General features: G+C 68.2%; 14 protein-coding genes and 1 tRNA gene. 3 read left to right on the top strand and 12 right to left on the bottom strand.

Going from position 1 to position 16930, the window contains the following annotated elements; translation table 11 throughout:
• Nucleotides 1-20: 20 nt before the first annotated feature.
• Complete coding sequence (locus ACSU6M_RS20360) at nt 21-845, bottom strand: hypothetical protein (protein WP_437071175.1); 825 nt, start codon at nt 843-845, stop codon at nt 21-23.
• A 204-nt stretch (nt 846-1049) separates the two neighbouring features.
• On the opposite strand from ACSU6M_RS20360, the gene ACSU6M_RS20355 reads away from it, so the two are divergent.
• The 3 genes from ACSU6M_RS20355 to ACSU6M_RS20345 are packed head-to-tail and all read left to right on the top strand — an operon-like array spanning nt 1050 to nt 2496.
• Complete coding sequence (locus ACSU6M_RS20355) at nt 1050-1967, top strand: peptidoglycan-binding protein (RefSeq protein ID WP_437071174.1); 918 nt, start codon at nt 1050-1052, stop codon at nt 1965-1967.
• 23 nt (nt 1968-1990) lie between these two features.
• Nucleotides 1991-2233 carry a hypothetical protein gene (locus ACSU6M_RS20350; RefSeq protein WP_437071173.1) on the top strand — a complete coding sequence of 81 codons (243 nt, stop codon included), beginning with the start codon at nt 1991-1993 and terminating at the stop codon, nt 2231-2233.
• The gene (locus ACSU6M_RS20345) at nt 2230-2496 is read left to right on the top strand and encodes a hypothetical protein (protein ID WP_437071172.1); all 267 of its coding nucleotides are present in this window, start codon (nt 2230-2232) and stop codon (nt 2494-2496) included. The genes ACSU6M_RS20350 and ACSU6M_RS20345 overlap by 4 nt, the downstream gene beginning before the upstream one ends.
• A gap of 62 nt (nt 2497-2558) precedes the next feature.
• Here ACSU6M_RS20345 and ACSU6M_RS20340 read toward each other — a convergent pair whose 3' ends face one another.
• From ACSU6M_RS20340 to ACSU6M_RS20290, 11 genes are all read right to left on the bottom strand, one after another.
• Nucleotides 2559-6458 (bottom strand): DNA-directed RNA polymerase subunit beta', encoded by a 3900-nt coding sequence (locus ACSU6M_RS20340; RefSeq protein ID WP_437071171.1) that lies wholly within the window; start codon nt 6456-6458, stop codon nt 2559-2561.
• A 97-nt stretch (nt 6459-6555) separates the two neighbouring features.
• A complete protein-coding gene (gene rpoB, locus ACSU6M_RS20335; RefSeq protein WP_437071170.1) occupies nt 6556-10041 on the bottom strand; it encodes a DNA-directed RNA polymerase subunit beta in 3486 nt (1161 codons plus the stop codon).
• A 572-nt stretch (nt 10042-10613) separates the two neighbouring features.
• Complete coding sequence (gene rplL / locus ACSU6M_RS20330; protein WP_437075256.1) at nt 10614-11003, bottom strand: 50S ribosomal protein L7/L12; 390 nt, start codon at nt 11001-11003, stop codon at nt 10614-10616.
• Nucleotides 11004-11123: 120 nt separating this feature from the next.
• A complete protein-coding gene (rplJ, locus tag ACSU6M_RS20325) occupies nt 11124-11654 on the bottom strand; it encodes a 50S ribosomal protein L10 (RefSeq protein WP_437071169.1) in 531 nt (176 codons plus the stop codon).
• 303 nt (nt 11655-11957) lie between these two features.
• A complete protein-coding gene (locus tag ACSU6M_RS20320; protein WP_437071168.1) occupies nt 11958-12917 on the bottom strand; it encodes a hypothetical protein in 960 nt (319 codons plus the stop codon).
• A 78-nt stretch (nt 12918-12995) separates the two neighbouring features.
• The gene (locus ACSU6M_RS20315; RefSeq protein ID WP_437071167.1) at nt 12996-13805 is read right to left on the bottom strand and encodes a hypothetical protein; all 810 of its coding nucleotides are present in this window, start codon (nt 13803-13805) and stop codon (nt 12996-12998) included.
• A gap of 114 nt (nt 13806-13919) precedes the next feature.
• Nucleotides 13920-14645, bottom strand: coding sequence for a 50S ribosomal protein L1 (gene rplA, locus ACSU6M_RS20310; RefSeq protein ID WP_437071166.1), 726 nt, complete (start codon nt 14643-14645; stop codon nt 13920-13922).
• 81 nt (nt 14646-14726) lie between these two features.
• Nucleotides 14727-15161, bottom strand: coding sequence for a 50S ribosomal protein L11 (rplK, locus tag ACSU6M_RS20305; RefSeq protein ID WP_189287518.1), 435 nt, complete (start codon nt 15159-15161; stop codon nt 14727-14729).
• Nucleotides 15162-15329: 168 nt separating this feature from the next.
• Nucleotides 15330-16199 carry a transcription termination/antitermination protein NusG gene (gene nusG / locus ACSU6M_RS20300; protein ID WP_437071165.1) on the bottom strand — a complete coding sequence of 290 codons (870 nt, stop codon included), beginning with the start codon at nt 16197-16199 and terminating at the stop codon, nt 15330-15332.
• 80 nt (nt 16200-16279) lie between these two features.
• Entirely contained in the window at nt 16280-16564 is a 285-nt protein-coding gene (gene secE / locus ACSU6M_RS20295; RefSeq protein WP_437071164.1) for a preprotein translocase subunit SecE, read from the bottom strand.
• Nucleotides 16565-16669: 105 nt separating this feature from the next.
• A tRNA-Trp gene (locus ACSU6M_RS20290) sits at nt 16670-16742 on the bottom strand.
• Nucleotides 16743-16930: the final 188 nt, after the last annotated feature.

Genomic DNA, 16930 nt, shown 5'->3' with positions numbered 1-16930 from the left:
CCGCGGGCGCCACGGGCCGGTCAGGCGCCGCCCGGCACCTCCGGACGGGGGCCGCGGTCCTCGGACGCCGGGCCGTCCGGACGGAGGCCGTGGTCCTCGGACGCATGGCCCTCCGGTACGCCGGCGTCGCGGCGCGGGGGCCGTTCGCCCCGCCCGGCCGCGCCTGGCTCGGCCCGGCGGGGCAGCGGGGGCACGCTGGGCCGTCCCTTGCGCCGGGCCACGGGCCGCCGCTGCTCGGGCATCGCTCTCTTCTCCCGCACCTCACGGGCGGAGAGCAGAAAGTCGTACGAGGGGGAGGGGTCACCGCCCCCCGGATACGAGGGAGAGGGCTCACCCCCCGCCGGACCCGAGCTGTCGGCGCCGCGCTCCACGGACGGCGCCGCCGTCCCTGAGCCGCCGACGCCGCTCTCCTCCCGCGGCACCGGCACCCCCTCCGCCCCCGGCCGCTCCCGTTCTCCGCGCGTCACCTCCGAGGAAGGGCGATGAGCGAACGGCAGCGGTATGACCTCACCGCCCTCCTCGCCCTCGGCCCGGCGGCCCCGCCGCGCCCGGCGACCCGTGCGCGCGTCGGCCTGCCCCTGGAGGTACGCCGCGGTGATCCGCTCCTCGTAGGCACGCCGTACCGACGGCAGCCCCTCCTCCACCACATCGACCCAGCCGGCGCGGTAGGCGGCCAGCTCCCGGCGGTCCAGTTCGGCGCGGGGCAGGACGACGAGGTCCTGCGGCTCGTAGCCGAGGCGGTGCACGAGCTCGGAGACGCGGGCGATGAGATGCGGCAGATCGGCGGCCTGCTCAAGCCAGTCGATCACATGCTGCTGCCACGCGTTGCTGCCGTCCCCGTCCACCCCGTAGGCCCTGCTCTCGCACCTGCCCCATCGCGCCCCCGCGCGAGGACGGCTGACCCGTCCGCCCCCTGTCGACCGGCCTCCATCGCCTGATGAACGCGGGACATTCACACATCGTTCAAAAACAGGGGGACGGCCCGGATCCTACTCCACGCCCATGACGCACGACCCAGCGCGCCCCAAGTCCCCAGAAAGGCAACCGACATGGCCACTCCCCTGTCCGCCGACGCCCTTGTGTCCGCCCTGCGGGCCGAGGGCGTCACCGTCGTCGAACACCCCGGCTGGCGCTCCAACAACCGCAATCACAAGGGTACTTGGGGGCCGGTCAACGGTGTCGTCATCCACCACACCGTCACCTCGGGCACCGCCGCCAGCGTCCGCCTGTGCTTCCAGGGGCACTCCACCCTGCCCGGACCGCTCTGCCACGGCGTGATCGCCAAGGACGGCACGGTCCACCTCGTCGGCAACGGCCGCGCCAACCACGCGGGCGGCGGCGATCCGTCGGTCCTCCAGGCGGTGATCACCGAGACGTACGGGGACCGCCCGCCGGCCCCGCACGAGCACGACGGAAGCCCGGGAGCCGTCGACGGCAACGCCCGCTTCTACGGCTTCGAGTGCGTCAACCTGGGCGACGGCCAGGACCCCTGGCCCGCCGCACAGCTGGAGGCGGTCGAGCGGGTCTCGGCGGCGCTGTGCCGCGCCCACGGCTGGGGCGCCAGGTCCGTGATCGGACACCGGGAGTGGTCCGACTGGAAGAGCGATCCGCGCGGCTTCTCCATGACCGGCATGCGCCGCCGGATCCAGACCCGCCTCGCCTCCGCACCGGGCGGCGGCAAGGACAGCGAGCCCACTCGCCCGCCGCGCCCGCCCCGCTACCAGCCGTTCCCCGGCACCTCGTTCTTCAGAGCGCGGCCCGACTCCCCCATCGTCACGGCGATGGGCCGCAGGCTGGTCGCCGAGGGCTGCGGCCGCTACCGCGTGGGGCCCGGCCCGCGCTGGGGCGAGGCCGACCGGGAGTCGTACGCCGCCTGGCAGCGCAAGCTCGGCTACCGCGGCTCCGACGCCGACGGCTGGCCGGGCCCGTCCTCCTGGGCCGCGCTGAAGGTCCCGTACAGCTCCTGACCCCCCGAGAAACGAGGTCCGCCATGTCAGAGGCCGCCAAGCGCACCCTGCGTACCGTCCTGCAGACCACCGTCGCCCTGTGTGTGCTGCTGCCGTCCGTCGTAGCCGCCGCGGGCATCCCGGCCACCCTTCCCTGGGCCGCCGGAGCCCTGGCCGCCGCCGCGGCCGTGACGCGTGTGATGGCCGTACCGGCCGTCCAGAACCTGCTCCCACCCTGGCTCCGCACAAGCGCCGAACCCGAAACCCCGGAAGGAAGGACCCGGTGAACGAACCCTCCTCCCTCTCCGACCCGACCGCCGTCGCCGTCGAACTGGAGCGGCTGCGCGGCACCGTCGAGGCCGGCTTCGCCCGCGTCGACGGCTCGCTCGCCCTGCTGGTCCAGCGCAGCGACCAGACCGACAAACAGCTCGCCGACCACGAGGCCCGCCTCGACGCCCTGGAACGCTCCCGCTGGCCCCTGGCCGGCATCGGCACCCTGGCCGCCGTGGCGACCGTCGCCCTCATGGCCTGGGAGGTGACCGGACACTGAGCACGCCGAAGGGCGGCCACCCCGTACGCAACGGGGTGACCGCCCTTCGGACAGCGACTCGCTTACTGGTTGTACGGACCGTAGTCGTAGTCCTCCAGCGGAACGGCCTGGCCGGAGCCCGTGCCGAACGGCGAGTAGTCGATGTCGTCGTAGCCGACGGCCGAGTACATCGCGGCCTTGGCCTCCTCGGTCGGCTCGACCCGGATGTTGCGGTAGCGGGACAGACCCGTACCGGCCGGGATGAGCTTACCGATGATGACGTTCTCCTTGAGGCCGATCAGGGAGTCGGACTTGGCGTTGATCGCCGCGTCCGTGAGGACCCTGGTCGTCTCCTGGAAGGACGCCGCCGACAGCCAGGACTCGGTCGCCAGCGATGCCTTGGTGATACCCATGAGCTGCGGACGACCGGAGGCCGGGTGACCGCCCTCCTGGACCACACGACGGTTCTCCTGCTCGAAGCGGGAGCGCTCGACCAGCTCGCCGGGCAGCAGCTCGGCGTCGCCGGACTCGATGATCGTCACGCGGCGCAGCATCTGCCGGATGATGATCTCGATGTGCTTGTCGTGGATCGACACACCCTGCGAGTTGTACACCTTCTGGACCTCGCCGACCAGGTGGACCTGGACGGCACGCTGACCCAGGATGCGCAGCACGTCGTGCGGGTTGGTGGCACCCACGGTGAGCTTCTGGCCCACCTCGACGTGCTCGCCCTCGCTGACCAGGAGACGGGCGCGCTTCGAGATCGGGTACGCCGTCTCGTCGCTGCCGTCGTCCGGCGTGATGACGATCTTCTTGGTCTTCTCGGTCTCCTCGATGCGAACGCGGCCGCTCGCCTCGGAGATCGGGGCGACACCCTTCGGGGTACGGGCCTCGAAGAGCTCGACGACACGCGGCAGACCCTGGGTGATGTCGTCACCGGCCACACCACCGGTGTGGAAGGTACGCATCGTCAGCTGGGTACCGGGCTCACCGATGGACTGGGCGGCGATGATGCCGACCGCCTCACCGATGTCGACCAGCTTGCCGGTGGCCAGCGAACGGCCGTAGCACATGGCGCAGGTGCCGACGGCGGACTCACAGGTCAGGACCGAGCGGGTCTTGACCTCGGCGACGCCGTTGAGGATCAGCTCGTCGATGAGCACGTCACCCAGGTCGGTACCGGCCGGGGCCAGCACCTTGCCGTCCACGACGATGTCCTCGGCGAGGCAGCGCGCGTACACGGACGTCTCGACGTCCTCGGCCTTGACCAGCGAACCGTCCTCGCCGCGCGAGGCGATCTGCAGGCGCAGACCACGGTCGGTGCCGCAGTCCTCCTCGCGGATGATGACGTCCTGGGAGACGTCGACCAGACGACGGGTGAGGTAACCCGAGTCGGCGGTACGCAGAGCGGTGTCCGCCAGACCCTTACGGGCACCGTGGGTGGAGATGAAGTACTCCAGCACGGAGAGACCCTCACGGAACGACGCCTTGATGGGCCGCGGGATGGTCTCGTTCTTGGCGTTCGACACCAGACCGCGCATACCCGCGATCTGGCGCATCTGCATCATGTTTCCTCGGGCGCCCGAGTTCACCATCATGAAGATCGGGTTGATCTTCGGGAAGTTGTCGTTCATCGCCTCGGCGACCTCGTTGGTCGCCTTGGTCCAGATCGCGATGAGCTCCTGCGTGCGCTCGTCCTTGGTGATCAGACCGCGCTCGTACTGCTTCTGGACCTTCTCGTCCTGCGCCTCGTAACCGCGGACGATCTCCTTCTTCGCCTCGGGAACGACGACGTCGGAGATGGCGACGGTGACGCCGGAACGGGTGGCCCAGTAGAAGCCGGCCGCCTTCAGGTTGTCGAGCGTCGCCGCCACGATGACCTTCGGGTAGCGCTCGGCCAGGTCGTTGACGATCTGGGAGAGCTGCTTCTTGCCGACCTCGTAGTCGACGAACGGGTAGTCCTCGGGCAGCAGCTCGTTGAAGAGCGCGCGGCCCAGCGTGGTCTTCAGGGTGAAGCTGTCACCCTGCTGCCACTCCGGCTCACCCTCCTCGCGGACCGGGGGCTCCCAGCCGCGCGGCGGGATGGTGCCCACCGGGAAGCGGATGTCCACGCGCGACTGCAGCGACAGCTCGCCGGCGTCGAACGCCATGATCGCCTCGGCCACGGACGAGAACGCACGGTCCTCGCCCTTGACCTCGCGGCCCTCGGCGTCGGTGGTGAGGAAGTACAGACCGAGGACCATGTCCTGGGTCGGCATCGTCACCGGACGGCCGTCGGCGGGCTTGAGGATGTTGTTCGAGGACAGCATCAGGATGCGGGCCTCGGCCTGCGCCTCCGCGGACAGCGGCAGGTGCACGGCCATCTGGTCACCGTCGAAGTCCGCGTTGAACGCGGTGCACACGAGCGGGTGGATCTGGATGGCCTTGCCCTCGACCAGCTGCGGCTCGAAGGCCTGGATGCCGAGGCGGTGCAGGGTGGGAGCACGGTTCAGCAGCACCGGGTGCTCGGCGATGACCTCTTCGAGGACGTCGTACACGACCGTGCGGCCGCGCTCCACCATGCGCTTGGCGCTCTTGATGTTCTGCGCGTGGTTCAGGTCGACCAGGCGCTTCATCACGAACGGCTTGAACAGCTCCAGCGCCATCGCCTTCGGCAGACCGCACTGGTGCAGCTTCAGCTGCGGACCGACGACGATCACGGAACGCGCGGAGTAGTCCACACGCTTACCGAGCAGGTTCTGACGGAAGCGACCCTGCTTGCCCTTCAGCATGTCGCTGAGGGACTTCAGCGGGCGGTTGCCCGGACCGGTCACCGGGCGGCCGCGACGACCGTTGTCGAAGAGGGCGTCAACAGCCTCCTGAAGCATGCGCTTCTCGTTGTTGACGATGATCTCCGGAGCGCCCAGGTCCAGCAGGCGCTTCAGACGGTTGTTGCGGTTGATGACACGGCGGTACAGGTCGTTCAGGTCGGAGGTCGCGAAGCGGCCACCGTCCAGCTGCACCATCGGACGCAGGTCCGGCGGGATGACCGGGACGCAGTCCAGGACCATGCCCTTGGGGCTGTTGGAGGTCTGCAGGAACGCGGAGACGACCTTCAGGCGCTTGAGCGCACGGGTCTTCTTCTGGCCCTTGCCGGTACGGATGATCTCGCGGAGCTTCTCCGCCTCCTCCTCCAGGTCGAAGGACTCCAGGCGCTTCTGCAGCGCCGCGGCACCCATCGAACCGTCGAAGTACGTGCCGAAGCGGTCACGCAGCTCGCGGTAGAGCAGCTCGTCGCCCTCCAGGTCCTGGACCTTGAGGTTCTTGAAGCGGTTCCACACCTCGTCGAGACGGTCGATCTCGCGCTGGGCGCGGTCGCGCAGCTGCTTCATCTCGCGCTCGGCACCCTCGCGCACCTTGCGGCGCACATCGGCCTTGGCGCCCTCGGCCTCCAGCTCGGCCAGGTCGGTCTCGAGCTTCTTGGCGCGGGCCTCCAGGTCGGCGTCGCGGCGCTGCTCGATCTGCTGGCGCTCGACGGAGACGTGCGCCTCCAGCGAGGGCAGGTCGCGGGTGCGGCGCTCCTCGTCGACGTAGGTGATCATGTACGCCGCGAAGTAGATGACCTTCTCCAGGTCCTTCGGGGCGAGGTCGAGGAGGTAGCCCAGGCGCGACGGAACGCCCTTGAAGTACCAGATGTGCGTGACGGGAGCGGCCAGCTCGATGTGGCCCATCCGCTCACGGCGCACCTTGGCGCGGGTGACCTCGACGCCACAGCGCTCGCAGATGATGCCCTTGAAGCGGACGCGCTTGTACTTGCCGCAGTAGCACTCCCAGTCCCGCGTCGGACCGAAGATCTTCTCGCAGAAGAGTCCGTCCTTCTCGGGCTTGAGCGTGCGGTAGTTGATGGTCTCCGGCTTCTTGACCTCGCCGTGGCTCCACTGACGGATGTCGTCAGCGGTGGCCAGACCGATCCGGAGCTCGTCGAAGAAGTTGACGTCGAGCACTATGCGTCAATCCCTCTCAGGGTTGTAAGTCTTGGGGTCTGAAACGGGGGTCCTGGGGCCGGCGGGCCTTGATCGCTCAAGGCCCGCCGGACTCCCGTCAGACCTCTTCGACGCTGCTCGGCTCGCGCCGGGACAGGTCGATGCCGAGCTCCTCCGCAGCGCGGAAGACGTCCTCGTCGGTGTCACGCATCTCGATGGACATACCGTCGCTGGACAGCACCTCCACGTTCAGGCAGAGCGACTGCATCTCCTTGATGAGCACCTTGAAGGACTCGGGGATGCCGGGCTCGGGGATGTTCTCGCCCTTGACGATGGCCTCGTAGACCTTCACGCGGCCGGTGACGTCGTCGGACTTGATGGTCAGCAGCTCCTGGAGGGCGTACGCGGCGCCGTATGCCTCAAGGGCCCACACCTCCATCTCACCGAAGCGCTGGCCACCGAACTGGGCCTTACCACCCAGCGGCTGCTGGGTGATCATCGAGTACGGGCCGGTCGAGCGGGCGTGCAGCTTGTCGTCGACCAGGTGGTGCAGCTTGAGGATGTACATGTAGCCGACCGAGATCGGGTCCGGGAACGGCTCACCGCTACGGCCGTCGAACAGCCGCGCCTTGCCGGACGGGAGCACCATGCGCTCGCCGTCGCGGTTCGGGATGGTGTGCTGCAGCAGACCCGCGAGCTCGTCCTCACGCGCACCGTCGAAGACCGGGGTGGCGACGTTGGTGCCGGGCTCGACGCGGTCGGCGCCGATCGCCTGGAGGCGCTGCGCCCACTCGTCGGCGAGGCCGGAGACGTCCCAGCCGCGGCTGGCGAGCCAGCCGAGGTGGATCTCCAGGACCTGTCCCGGGTTCATTCGGGACGGCACACCCAGCGGGTTGAGGATGATGTCGACCGGGGTGCCGTCCTCCAGGAACGGCATGTCCTCGATCGGCAGGATCTTGGAGATGACACCCTTGTTGCCGTGACGGCCGGCGAGCTTGTCACCGTCAGTGATCTTGCGCTTCTGCGCCACGTAGACGCGGACCAGCTGGTTCACGCCCGGCGGCAGCTCGTCGCCCTCCTCGCGGTCGAAGACGCGCACACCGATGACCTTGCCGGTCTCGCCGTGCGGCACCTTCAGCGAGGTGTCACGGACCTCACGGGCCTTCTCACCGAAGATCGCGCGCAGCAGGCGCTCCTCCGGCGTCAGCTCGGTCTCACCCTTCGGGGTGACCTTGCCGACGAGGATGTCACCGGCGATGACCTCGGCGCCGATGCGGATGATGCCGCGCTCGTCGAGGTCGGCGAGGACCTCCTCGGAGACGTTCGGGATGTCCCGGGTGATCTCCTCGGGGCCGAGCTTGGTGTCACGGGCGTCGACCTCGTGCTCCTCGATGTGGATCGAGGAGAGGACGTCGTCCTGCACGAGGCGCTGCGACAGGATGATCGCGTCCTCGTAGTTGTGACCCTCCCACGGCATGAACGCGACCAGCAGGTTCTTGCCGAGCGCCATCTCGCCGTTCTCGGTGGCCGGGCCGTCGGCGAGGACCTGGCCCTCGATGACCCGGTCGCCCTCGGAGACGATGACCTTCTGGTTGACCGAGGTGCCCTGGTTGGAGCGGGCGAACTTGGCCAGGCGGTACGTGATGTACGTGCCGTCGTCGTTGGCGGTGGTGATGTAGTCCGCGGAGACCTCCTGGACCACACCGGCCTTCTCGGCCTTGACGACGTCGCCGGCGTCGACGGCGGAGCGGTACTCCATGCCGGTGCCGACGAGCGGGGCCTCCGCCTTGATGAGCGGAACGGCCTGGCGCATCATGTTCGCGCCCATGAGGGCACGGTTGGCGTCGTCGTGCTCGAGGAACGGGATCATGGCGGTCGCGACCGACACCATCTGGCGCGGCGAGACGTCCATGTAGTCGACGTCCTCGGGGCTGACGTAGTCGACCTCACCGCCACGGCGGCGGACCAGGACGCGGGCCTCGGAGAAGCGCATGTCGTCGCCGAGGGTGGCGTTGGCCTGCGCGATGACGAAGCGGTCCTCCTCGTCGGCGGTCAGGTAGTCCACCTCGTCGGTGACCTGGCCGTCGACGACCTTGCGGTACGGAGTCTCGACGAAACCGAACGCGTTGACGCGGCCGTAGGACGCGAGCGAACCGATCAGACCGATGTTCGGGCCTTCGGGGGTCTCGATCGGGCACATGCGTCCGTAGTGGGACGGGTGCACGTCTCGGACCTCGAAGCCGGCCCGCTCACGGGAGAGACCACCCGGGCCGAGCGCGGACAGACGACGCTTGTGCGTCAGCCCGGACAGCGGGTTGTTCTGGTCCATGAACTGCGACAGCTGGCTGGTGCCGAAGAACTCCTTGATGGAGGCGACGACCGGCCGGATGTTGATCAGCGTCTGCGGCGTGATCGCCTCGACGTCCTGGGTCGTCATGCGCTCGCGCACGACGCGCTCCATACGCGCCAGACCCGTGCGGACCTGGTTCTGGATGAGCTCGCCGACGCTGCGCAGACGACGGTTGCCGAAGTGGTCGATGTCGTCGGTCTCGACGACGATCGTCTCGCCGCTGTCGCCGACCGTCTCGGTCTCACCGGCGTGCAGCTTCACCAGGTACTTGATCGTCGAGATGATGTCCTCGACGGTCAGGATGCCCGCGTCCAGCGGAGCGTCCGCACCCAGCTTCTTGTTGACCTTGTAGCGGCCGACCTTCGCGAGGTCGTAGCGCTTGGGGTTGAAGTAGAGGTTCTCCAGCAGCGTCTGCGCGGCCTCACGCGTGGGGGGCTCGCCCGGACGCAGCTTGCGGTAGATGTCGAGCAGCGCGTCGTCCTGGCCCTGGGTGTGGTCCTTCTCCAGGGTGGCGCGCATGGACTCGTACTCGCCGAACTCCTCGAGGATCTGCTCGGTGGTCCAACCGAGCGCCTTGAGCAGGACGGTCACCGACTGCTTGCGCTTGCGGTCGATGCGGACACCGACCATGTCGCGCTTGTCGATCTCCATCTCCAGCCAGGCACCCCGAGACGGGATGATCTTGGCGGAGAAGATGTCCTTGTCGGACGTCTTGTCGATGGTGGAGTCGAAGTAGACACCCGGCGAACGGACCAGCTGCGACACCACGACACGCTCGGTGCCGTTGATGACGAAGGTGCCCTTGTTCGTCATGAGCGGGAAGTCGCCCATGAAGACCGTCTGGGACTTGATCTCGCCGGTCTCGTTGTTGGTGAACTCGGCCGTGACGAAGAGCGGCGCGGCGTACGTGAAGTCGCGCTCCTTGCACTCGTCGATCGAGTTCTTCGGCGGCTCGAAGCGGTGGTCACGGAAGGTCAGGGACATCGACCCGCTGAAGTCCTCGATCGGGGAGATCTCCTCGAAGATCTCCTCCAGACCGGACTTGGTGGGGACGTCCTGACCGTTCTCCAGAGCCTCCTCGACCCGACTCTGCCAGGCGGTGTTTCCGAGCAGCCAGTCGAAGCTCTCGGTCTGCAGCGCGAGCAGGTTCGGAACCTCGAGAGGCTCCTTGATCTTTGCAAAAGAGATGCGCAGCGGGGCGGTGCTGGCGCCGTTGTTCGTATTCGCGGTCGAGGCGTTGCGCGAGGCGGCCAAGAGGGGGTCCTTCCGAGGGCTCGGACTCACTACGCGCTCCCCGGCCCCTCACTCACGCACAAAGACAGAAATCGCAGGTCAGAGACTTCTGGTCTGGAGTGCTGAGGTGAGGGCAGACCCCTGGTGACGGGCAGGGGACAGCTAACAGGCAGCGCAAAGGGTCAGTGTAGCCACATGGCACACTGATGTCCAGTCCCGGTTTGCACCACGGCCATAGGGACCCTCTTTGTTCTCAACGTCTGCGGCATGCCTGCCCTCAACGCACGTTGATACTGCCCTCTTCGCCGTCGATCCATGCCTCGGATTCGGACCGTTGTGACGACGCGTCCTGAGAATTGCGCGCTGCGTGCGGTTCGTCAAGGCCCCCCTGGCCGGAACCAGGACGTTCGAAGACACGACGAAGATCACCATACCCCCCGCCGTACCGGGTGCAAGGCAACCGCGGCCGCCCCCGCCGCAAACGCCGAAGAGCGACCACCCGGATGGATGATCGCTCTTCGGTGCGTTCGCGTTACAGCCCTACGAGAGGGCGCTCAGCTCGCGCGAGAGTCCGTGGCGGACCCGCAGAGGTCTTACTTGACCTCGACGGAGGCGCCGGCGCCCTCGAGGGCCTCCTTGGCCTTGTCCGCGGCCTCCTTGTTGACCTTCTCCAGGACCGGCTTCGGGGTGCCGTCCACCAGGTCCTTGGCCTCCTTCAGGCCGAGGGAGGTCAGCTCGCGCACGACCTTGATGACCTGGATCTTCTTGTCGCCGGCACCGGTGAGGATGACGTCGAACTCGTCCTTCTCCTCAGCGGCGGCCTCGCCACCACCGGCACCACCGGCGGGGGCGGCGACGGCGACGGCAGCGGCGGCGGCCTTGACGTCGAACTTCTCCTCGAACGCCTTCACGAACTCGGAGAGCTGGATCAGGGTCATGCCCTCGAACTCGGCGAGCAGTTCTTCCTGGGTGAGAGCCACGATGGCTTTCCTTCCACTAATTCGGCTGGTGCCGGATGTACATGACTGGCGGGCGTACGTTGGCCCGCTACGACCGTCGTCCGCGGCTCGGGGCCTCAGACGGCGATCATGATGCGAGCCGAATTACTCGGCACCGCCCTGCTCGTCCTGCTTGGCGCGCAGCGCGTCCACAGTGCGGACGAGCTTCGTCGGAAGCGCCTGGAAGAGCTGCGCAGCCTGCGTCTGCTTGCCCTTCAGGGCGCCCGCCAGCTTGGCGAGCAGAACCTCGCGGGACTCGAGGTCCGCAAGCTTCTTGATCTCATCGGCGGACAGCGCCTTGCCGTCAAGGACACCGCCCTTGATGATGAGATTCGGGTTCTCCTTGGCGAAGTCACGGAGACCCTTCGCCGACTCCACCGGGTCACCGGTGACGAAGGCGACGGCCGTCGGACCAGCGAAGAGCTGGTCGTCCAGCGTGATCCCGGCCTCGTTGGCCGCAATCTTGGTCAGCGTGTTCTTCACCACGGCGTACTGGGCGTTCTCACCGAGCGAACGACGCAGCGTCTTGAGCTGCGCCACGGTGAGACCGCGGTACTCGGTCAGCACGGCGGCGTTGGAGCTACGGAACTTGTCCGTCAGCTCGGCAACCGCGGCAGCCTTGTCGGGCCTCGCCATAGAGCCTCGGCCTCCTTCCGGGTGATTCGGACCGCGCGGACCCGAAGGAGGACTGGGGAAAACGAAACGCCCCGGCGCAGGCGCACGGGGCGGACTCGACCGGCCGTACACACACAGGGCGTGCACTCCGGGAGTTCTTCCACTGTCACCTGCGCGGGTCGCCCGCATTTTCAGCGGATCCTTCGGCCACCGCGCCCTCTTGCGAGCGCACGGCAACGACCAGCGGTCTTTGGCTTCGAGAAGGAGAGTACGTGACCGGATCGCCGGGAAGCAAATCCGGTCGTACCAGGATCTTCGCGGGGCTCAGCCGGCGTCCACGGACGGGCTGCTGTCCAGGCCCTCCAGGTCGAGCGTGTCCTCGCCGACGGCGCTCTCGTCGAAGCCGCCGCTCTCGCCGAGCTCCTTGAACATCTCCATGAGGTCGAAGGTCTCGCCGGCCGGCGGCACCTCGACTTCGGCATCGGTGCCGTAGTCCGAGAAGGTCATGCTCATCTCGACGTCACCGCCGGGGGTGTCCATGCCGACGTCCATCCGGACCGGCAGATCGTCCTCGTCGACCCAGATCTCCGTGTCGTAGCCCTTGATGCCGGACTTCTCGAGGTTCTTCAGAAGCTGCTCGCGCTCCTTGGGCTTGAGCAGCTCCAGCGACGTGTTGCCCTTCATCATCTCGGCGACGGTCAGCGTGCCCTTGTAGTGCTCGGCCTCGACGCCGCCGATCTTCTCGCTGCCGAGGTGCCGGAGGTTGGGCGACTCCAGGAGCAGGGCGATCTGCTCGGCCGGGCTCTGCTGGTTCATGGGGTCCAGGGCGCCGGTCAGCTGCTGCGCGAGCTCCTCCTCGCCCGATGCCTCGGCGGCGGCCCCGATGTCCAGCTTCATCCAGCGCTTGCCGCCCATGTCCTTGGCGATCTCCTGACCGCCGTCCATGTACATGATGTCGTCGCGCCAGATCATGCGGATCTTCTCGGGCATGCCCGGCTCCGCGTAGCCCTCGACGGTGACGTCCATGACGGAGGGGTCCCAGCCCATGACCCCGCTCATGGTCAGCTCTTCGCCGCCGGTCATCTCGCCGGGCGCCTTCAGGGTCATCCGTACCTGCGCCGACTTCGCCTCGGCCGTCTTCTCGTAGGCGACGGTGAGCATCTGCGCCGGGGTCCGCTCGGCGGCAGCGTCCCCCTTGCCGCAGCCGACGGCCCCGCCCGCGAGCAGGAGCGCCGCGAGCCCGGCGAGCGTGGCACCGCCACGAGTGCGTACGGAAAGGCCCATGGATTCCCCCCACGGAAAAAGGTTGTTCGATACACGATCAGGCAGTGAGCCTAACCGAGCCCCGGCGAGGGCGGCCTCTCAATTCCCCTCGGGCACGATCAGCTCCCGGAAGTCCCGGGTGTCGGCGGCGGGCGGCGGCTGCACGGAGACCCGCACGCCGTAGTCGTCGTAGTACGAGGTCTGGGTCACCGCGCCGCCCTCGCTGTCGCCCTGGTCGACCTTCTCGACCTTCTTGACCAGCAGGTCGTCGCCGTCGATCCACAGGTCGACGGTCTGTGCGGCGCCGTCGGCGGTCCGCGCGGTGCCCCGGTAGTGGGTGGTGCGCTCGCCGCGGACCGTCTCGGTGCCGACGCGGCGTACGTCCCCGCCGGCCAGCAGCAGCTTCAGGCACCGGTGCGGGGCCGCGTCACGGATCTGCGCGGCGAGCGGGGCGCCGGAGGCTCCCCCGAGGTCCGCCAGATCGCCCCAGCCGTAGCGGATCCAGTGCCGGCCGCCGGCCTTGGCGGCGAACGCCTCGCCCATGCGCGCGTAGTACGCGTCGCCCACATAGCGCGCCTGCATCGAGGTGCTGCCCAGCTCCCGCATGGTCTCGGCCACGCTGCCGCCGGTGTAGGTGATGGTGAGGGCGCCGGAGAGGCCGTCGGCCCAGGCGAGGCGCCCGGAGGAGGTCATGGAGACGTCGGTGCCCAGGGTCGTGGCCGACTCCACCCGAGCCGAACCGGCCCGTCCGGTGGCCCGCTCGGCGGCCTTGAGCGCGGCGACGGCACCGGGCTGCGCCGAGGCCGCCGGGCGCTCCCCCAGCGCCTGGTCCGCCGAGTCCCCGCAGCCGGTCACCCCGGCGAGCAGCAGCGCGGCCAGCAGCACCCCGCCCCGGCCTGTCCTGGTCATCCGTCCTCCCCCGAGCCGTCCTGCTCGCACGCTAGCGCAGGTCCGGAAACGGGAACGGGCCCCGCACCTGGGAAGGTGCGGGGCCCGTAGCCGACTTCAGGCGAGCCTTGAGGCTCAGACCGCGGCCGGGTCCTCCTCGACGAGGAGGTTGCGGGTGCGGTTCGGGTCGACGGGGATGCCGGGGCCCATCGTGGTGGTGATGGCGGCCTTCTTGATGTAGCGACCCTTGGCGGCGGACGGCTTCAGACGGAGGATCTCCTCCAGCGCGGCGCCGTAGTTCTCCACCAGCTTGGTGTCGTCGAAGGACACCTTGCCGATGATGAAGTGCAGGTTCGAGTGCTTGTCGACGCGGAACTCGATCTTGCCGCCCTTGATGTCGGTGACGGCCTTGGCGACGTCGGGGGTGACGGTGCCGGTCTTCGGGTTCGGCATCAGACCACGCGGACCGAGCACGCGGCCGAGGCGGCCGACCTTGCCCATGAGGTCCGGGGTGGCGACGACGGCGTCGAAGTCCAGACGGCCCTTCGACACCTCGTCGATCAGCTCGTCGGCGCCGACGATGTCGGCGCCCGCGGCACGCGCGGCCTCGGCACGGTCGCCGGTCGCGAAGACCAGGACCCGGGCGGTCTTACCGGTGCCGTGCGGAAGGTTCACGGTGCCACGGACCATCTGGTCGGCCTTGCGCGGGTCGACACCCAGACGGAAGGCGACCTCGACGGTGCCGTCGAACTTGGTCGTGGAGGTCTCCTTGGCGAGACGGACGGCCTCGAGCGGGGCGTAGAGCTTCTCCCGGTCGATCTTGGCGTCCGCAGCGCGGAGAGACTTGCTGCGCTTGCTCACTTAAAGCTCCTGGTGGGTCTTAGGAGTTGTGGTCCGGGCCGAGCAGGCCCTGCCACTACTGCGTTTCTACGAGGGGGGTTCTCAGCCCTCGACCGTGATGCCCATGGAACGGGCGGTGCCGGCGATGATCTTCTCGGCGGCGTCCAGGTCGTTGGCGTTGAGGTCGGGCATCTTGGTGGTGGCGATCTCACGGACCTGGTCACGCGTGATCTTCGCGACCTTGGTCTTGTGCGGCTCGCCGGAGCCCTTCTCCACACCCGCGGCCTTGAGGATCATCTTCGCGGCCGGCGGGGTCTTCGTGATGAAGGTGAAGGAGCGGTCCTCGTAGACCGTGATCTCCACGGGGATGACCCAGCCACGCTGCGACTCGGTCGCGGCGTTGTAGGCCTTGCAGAACTCCATGATGTTCACGCCGTGCTGACCCAGCGCGGGGCCGACCGGCGGGGCCGGGTTGGCGGCACCGGCCTGGATCTGGAGCTTGATGAGCCCCGTGACCTTCTTCTTCTTGGGAGGCATAGCTCTCCGGGTCCTTTCGATTCGGGTCCTGCCCGCGCGCGGGAATCACCCGGACGCAGGCATACCGCACAACGATAACGGGTATGGATGCGCGGCCAAAAACCGAGCAGGTCAGACGAGCCGCGAGGGCCCGCCCGACCTGTTCGGAAGCGGTACGTCCAGAAGAGGTCAGTTCTTCTGGATCTGGTCGAAGCTCAGCTCGACCGGCGTCTCGCGGCCGAAGATCTCCACGAGACCCTTGACCTTCTTCGAGTCGGCGTTGATCTCGTTGATCGTGGCCTGCAGCGTGGCGAACGGGCCGTCGGTGACGGTGACCGAGTCGCCGACCTCGAAGTCCAGGACCTGGACCTCGACCTTGCGCTGCGGGGCGGGCTTGCCCTCGGCCTCGGCGGCCTCGCGGGCGGCCTTCTCCTCGGCCTCCGGGGCGAGCATCTTGACGATCTCGTCCAGGGTCAGCGGGTACGGGTCGTAGGCGTTGCCCACGAAGCCGGTGACGCCGGGGGTGTTGCGGACGACGCCCCAGGACTCGTTGGTCAGGTCCATGCGCACCAGGACGTAGCCGGGGAGCTTGTTCTGGCGGATGGTCTTGCGGTCGCCGTTCTTGATCTGGACGACCTCTTCCTGCGGCACCTCGGCCTGGAAGATGTAGTCCTCGACGTTCAGGGAGACCGCGCGCTGCTCCAGGTTGGTCTTCACGCGGTTCTCGTAGCCGGCGTAGGTGTGGATGACGTACCACTCGCCGGGCAGGGTGCGCAGCTCCTCGCGCAGGGCGGCGACGGGGTCCACGGGGGCGGCCTCCTCGGCCTCCTCCTCGCCGGCCTCGGCCTCGTCCGCAGCCTCGTCCTCGTCGGCGGTCTCGGCCTCAAGGGCCTCGTCCTCGTCCTCGACGTGCACAGCGGCTTCCTCGGCGGGCTCGCTCGCCTCGGCGTCGGCAGCCTCGAACGCGTCCAGGTCCTCGTCCGCGCCCTCGACGATGTCGAGCTCGTCGTCCTCCGACTCATCCGGCTCGATGGCGTCGTTCAGGTTCTGGTCAGACACGGTGGCTGCTTCTTCCTGGATACATAGGGGTGGAACATGCGAAAGGGGCGCCGGTAACCGCGGCGCCCTTCGCTCCTGGCTCAGCCGAAGACGTACTTGGCTGCGTGGTCGAGTCCATAGTCAATCACGGTGACCAGGCCGATCATGATGACCACGAAGACGATCACGACGGTCGTGTACGTGGTCAGCTGGTTGCGCGTGGGCCAGACGACCTTGCGGAGTTCCGCGACGATCTGGCGGTAGAAGAGCGCGAGTCGCTTCAGCGGGCCCTTCTTGGCGCGCTTGCCGCCCTTGCGGGCCTTCTTGGACTCCGACACCTCGTCCCGGGCGTCAGGCGTGTCGAGGGAGCCCACGGCGTCCGTCATTCATCCTCACCTGATCCCGGGTCGTGGCCGTGCCGCGCCCGGTCTGAGCCGCACGGCGGTGCATTGCTGTACGTACCTGCGCACACATCCTGGCGGTGTGTGTAGCAGGGCCGGAGGGACTTGAACCCCCAACCGCCGGTTTTGGAGACCGGTGCTCTACCAATTGAGCTACGACCCTTTGTGTGTCCCCCAACGTACCGCATCCACACGAGTGCTCGGTGTGCACCGTCTGTGTGCGTGCCGCTGAAGGCCGACGAGGTGAGAGTGTACGTGGTCCTGAGCCGGTCGTCGAACAGAAAGTGCCCGTGGGCGCCGGGAACGCGAAGGATCGCCCGAAGATCACCAGGCCGGACCGGGGATCCGGAC

Origin of the sequence: Streptomyces sp. enrichment culture (genome assembly GCF_964272895.1) — a bacterium.
Classification (GTDB): domain Bacteria; phylum Actinomycetota; class Actinomycetes; order Streptomycetales; family Streptomycetaceae; genus Streptomyces.
The sequence above is the reverse complement of the archived record's forward strand: the minus strand, read 5'-3'. Positions and strand labels throughout refer to the sequence as shown.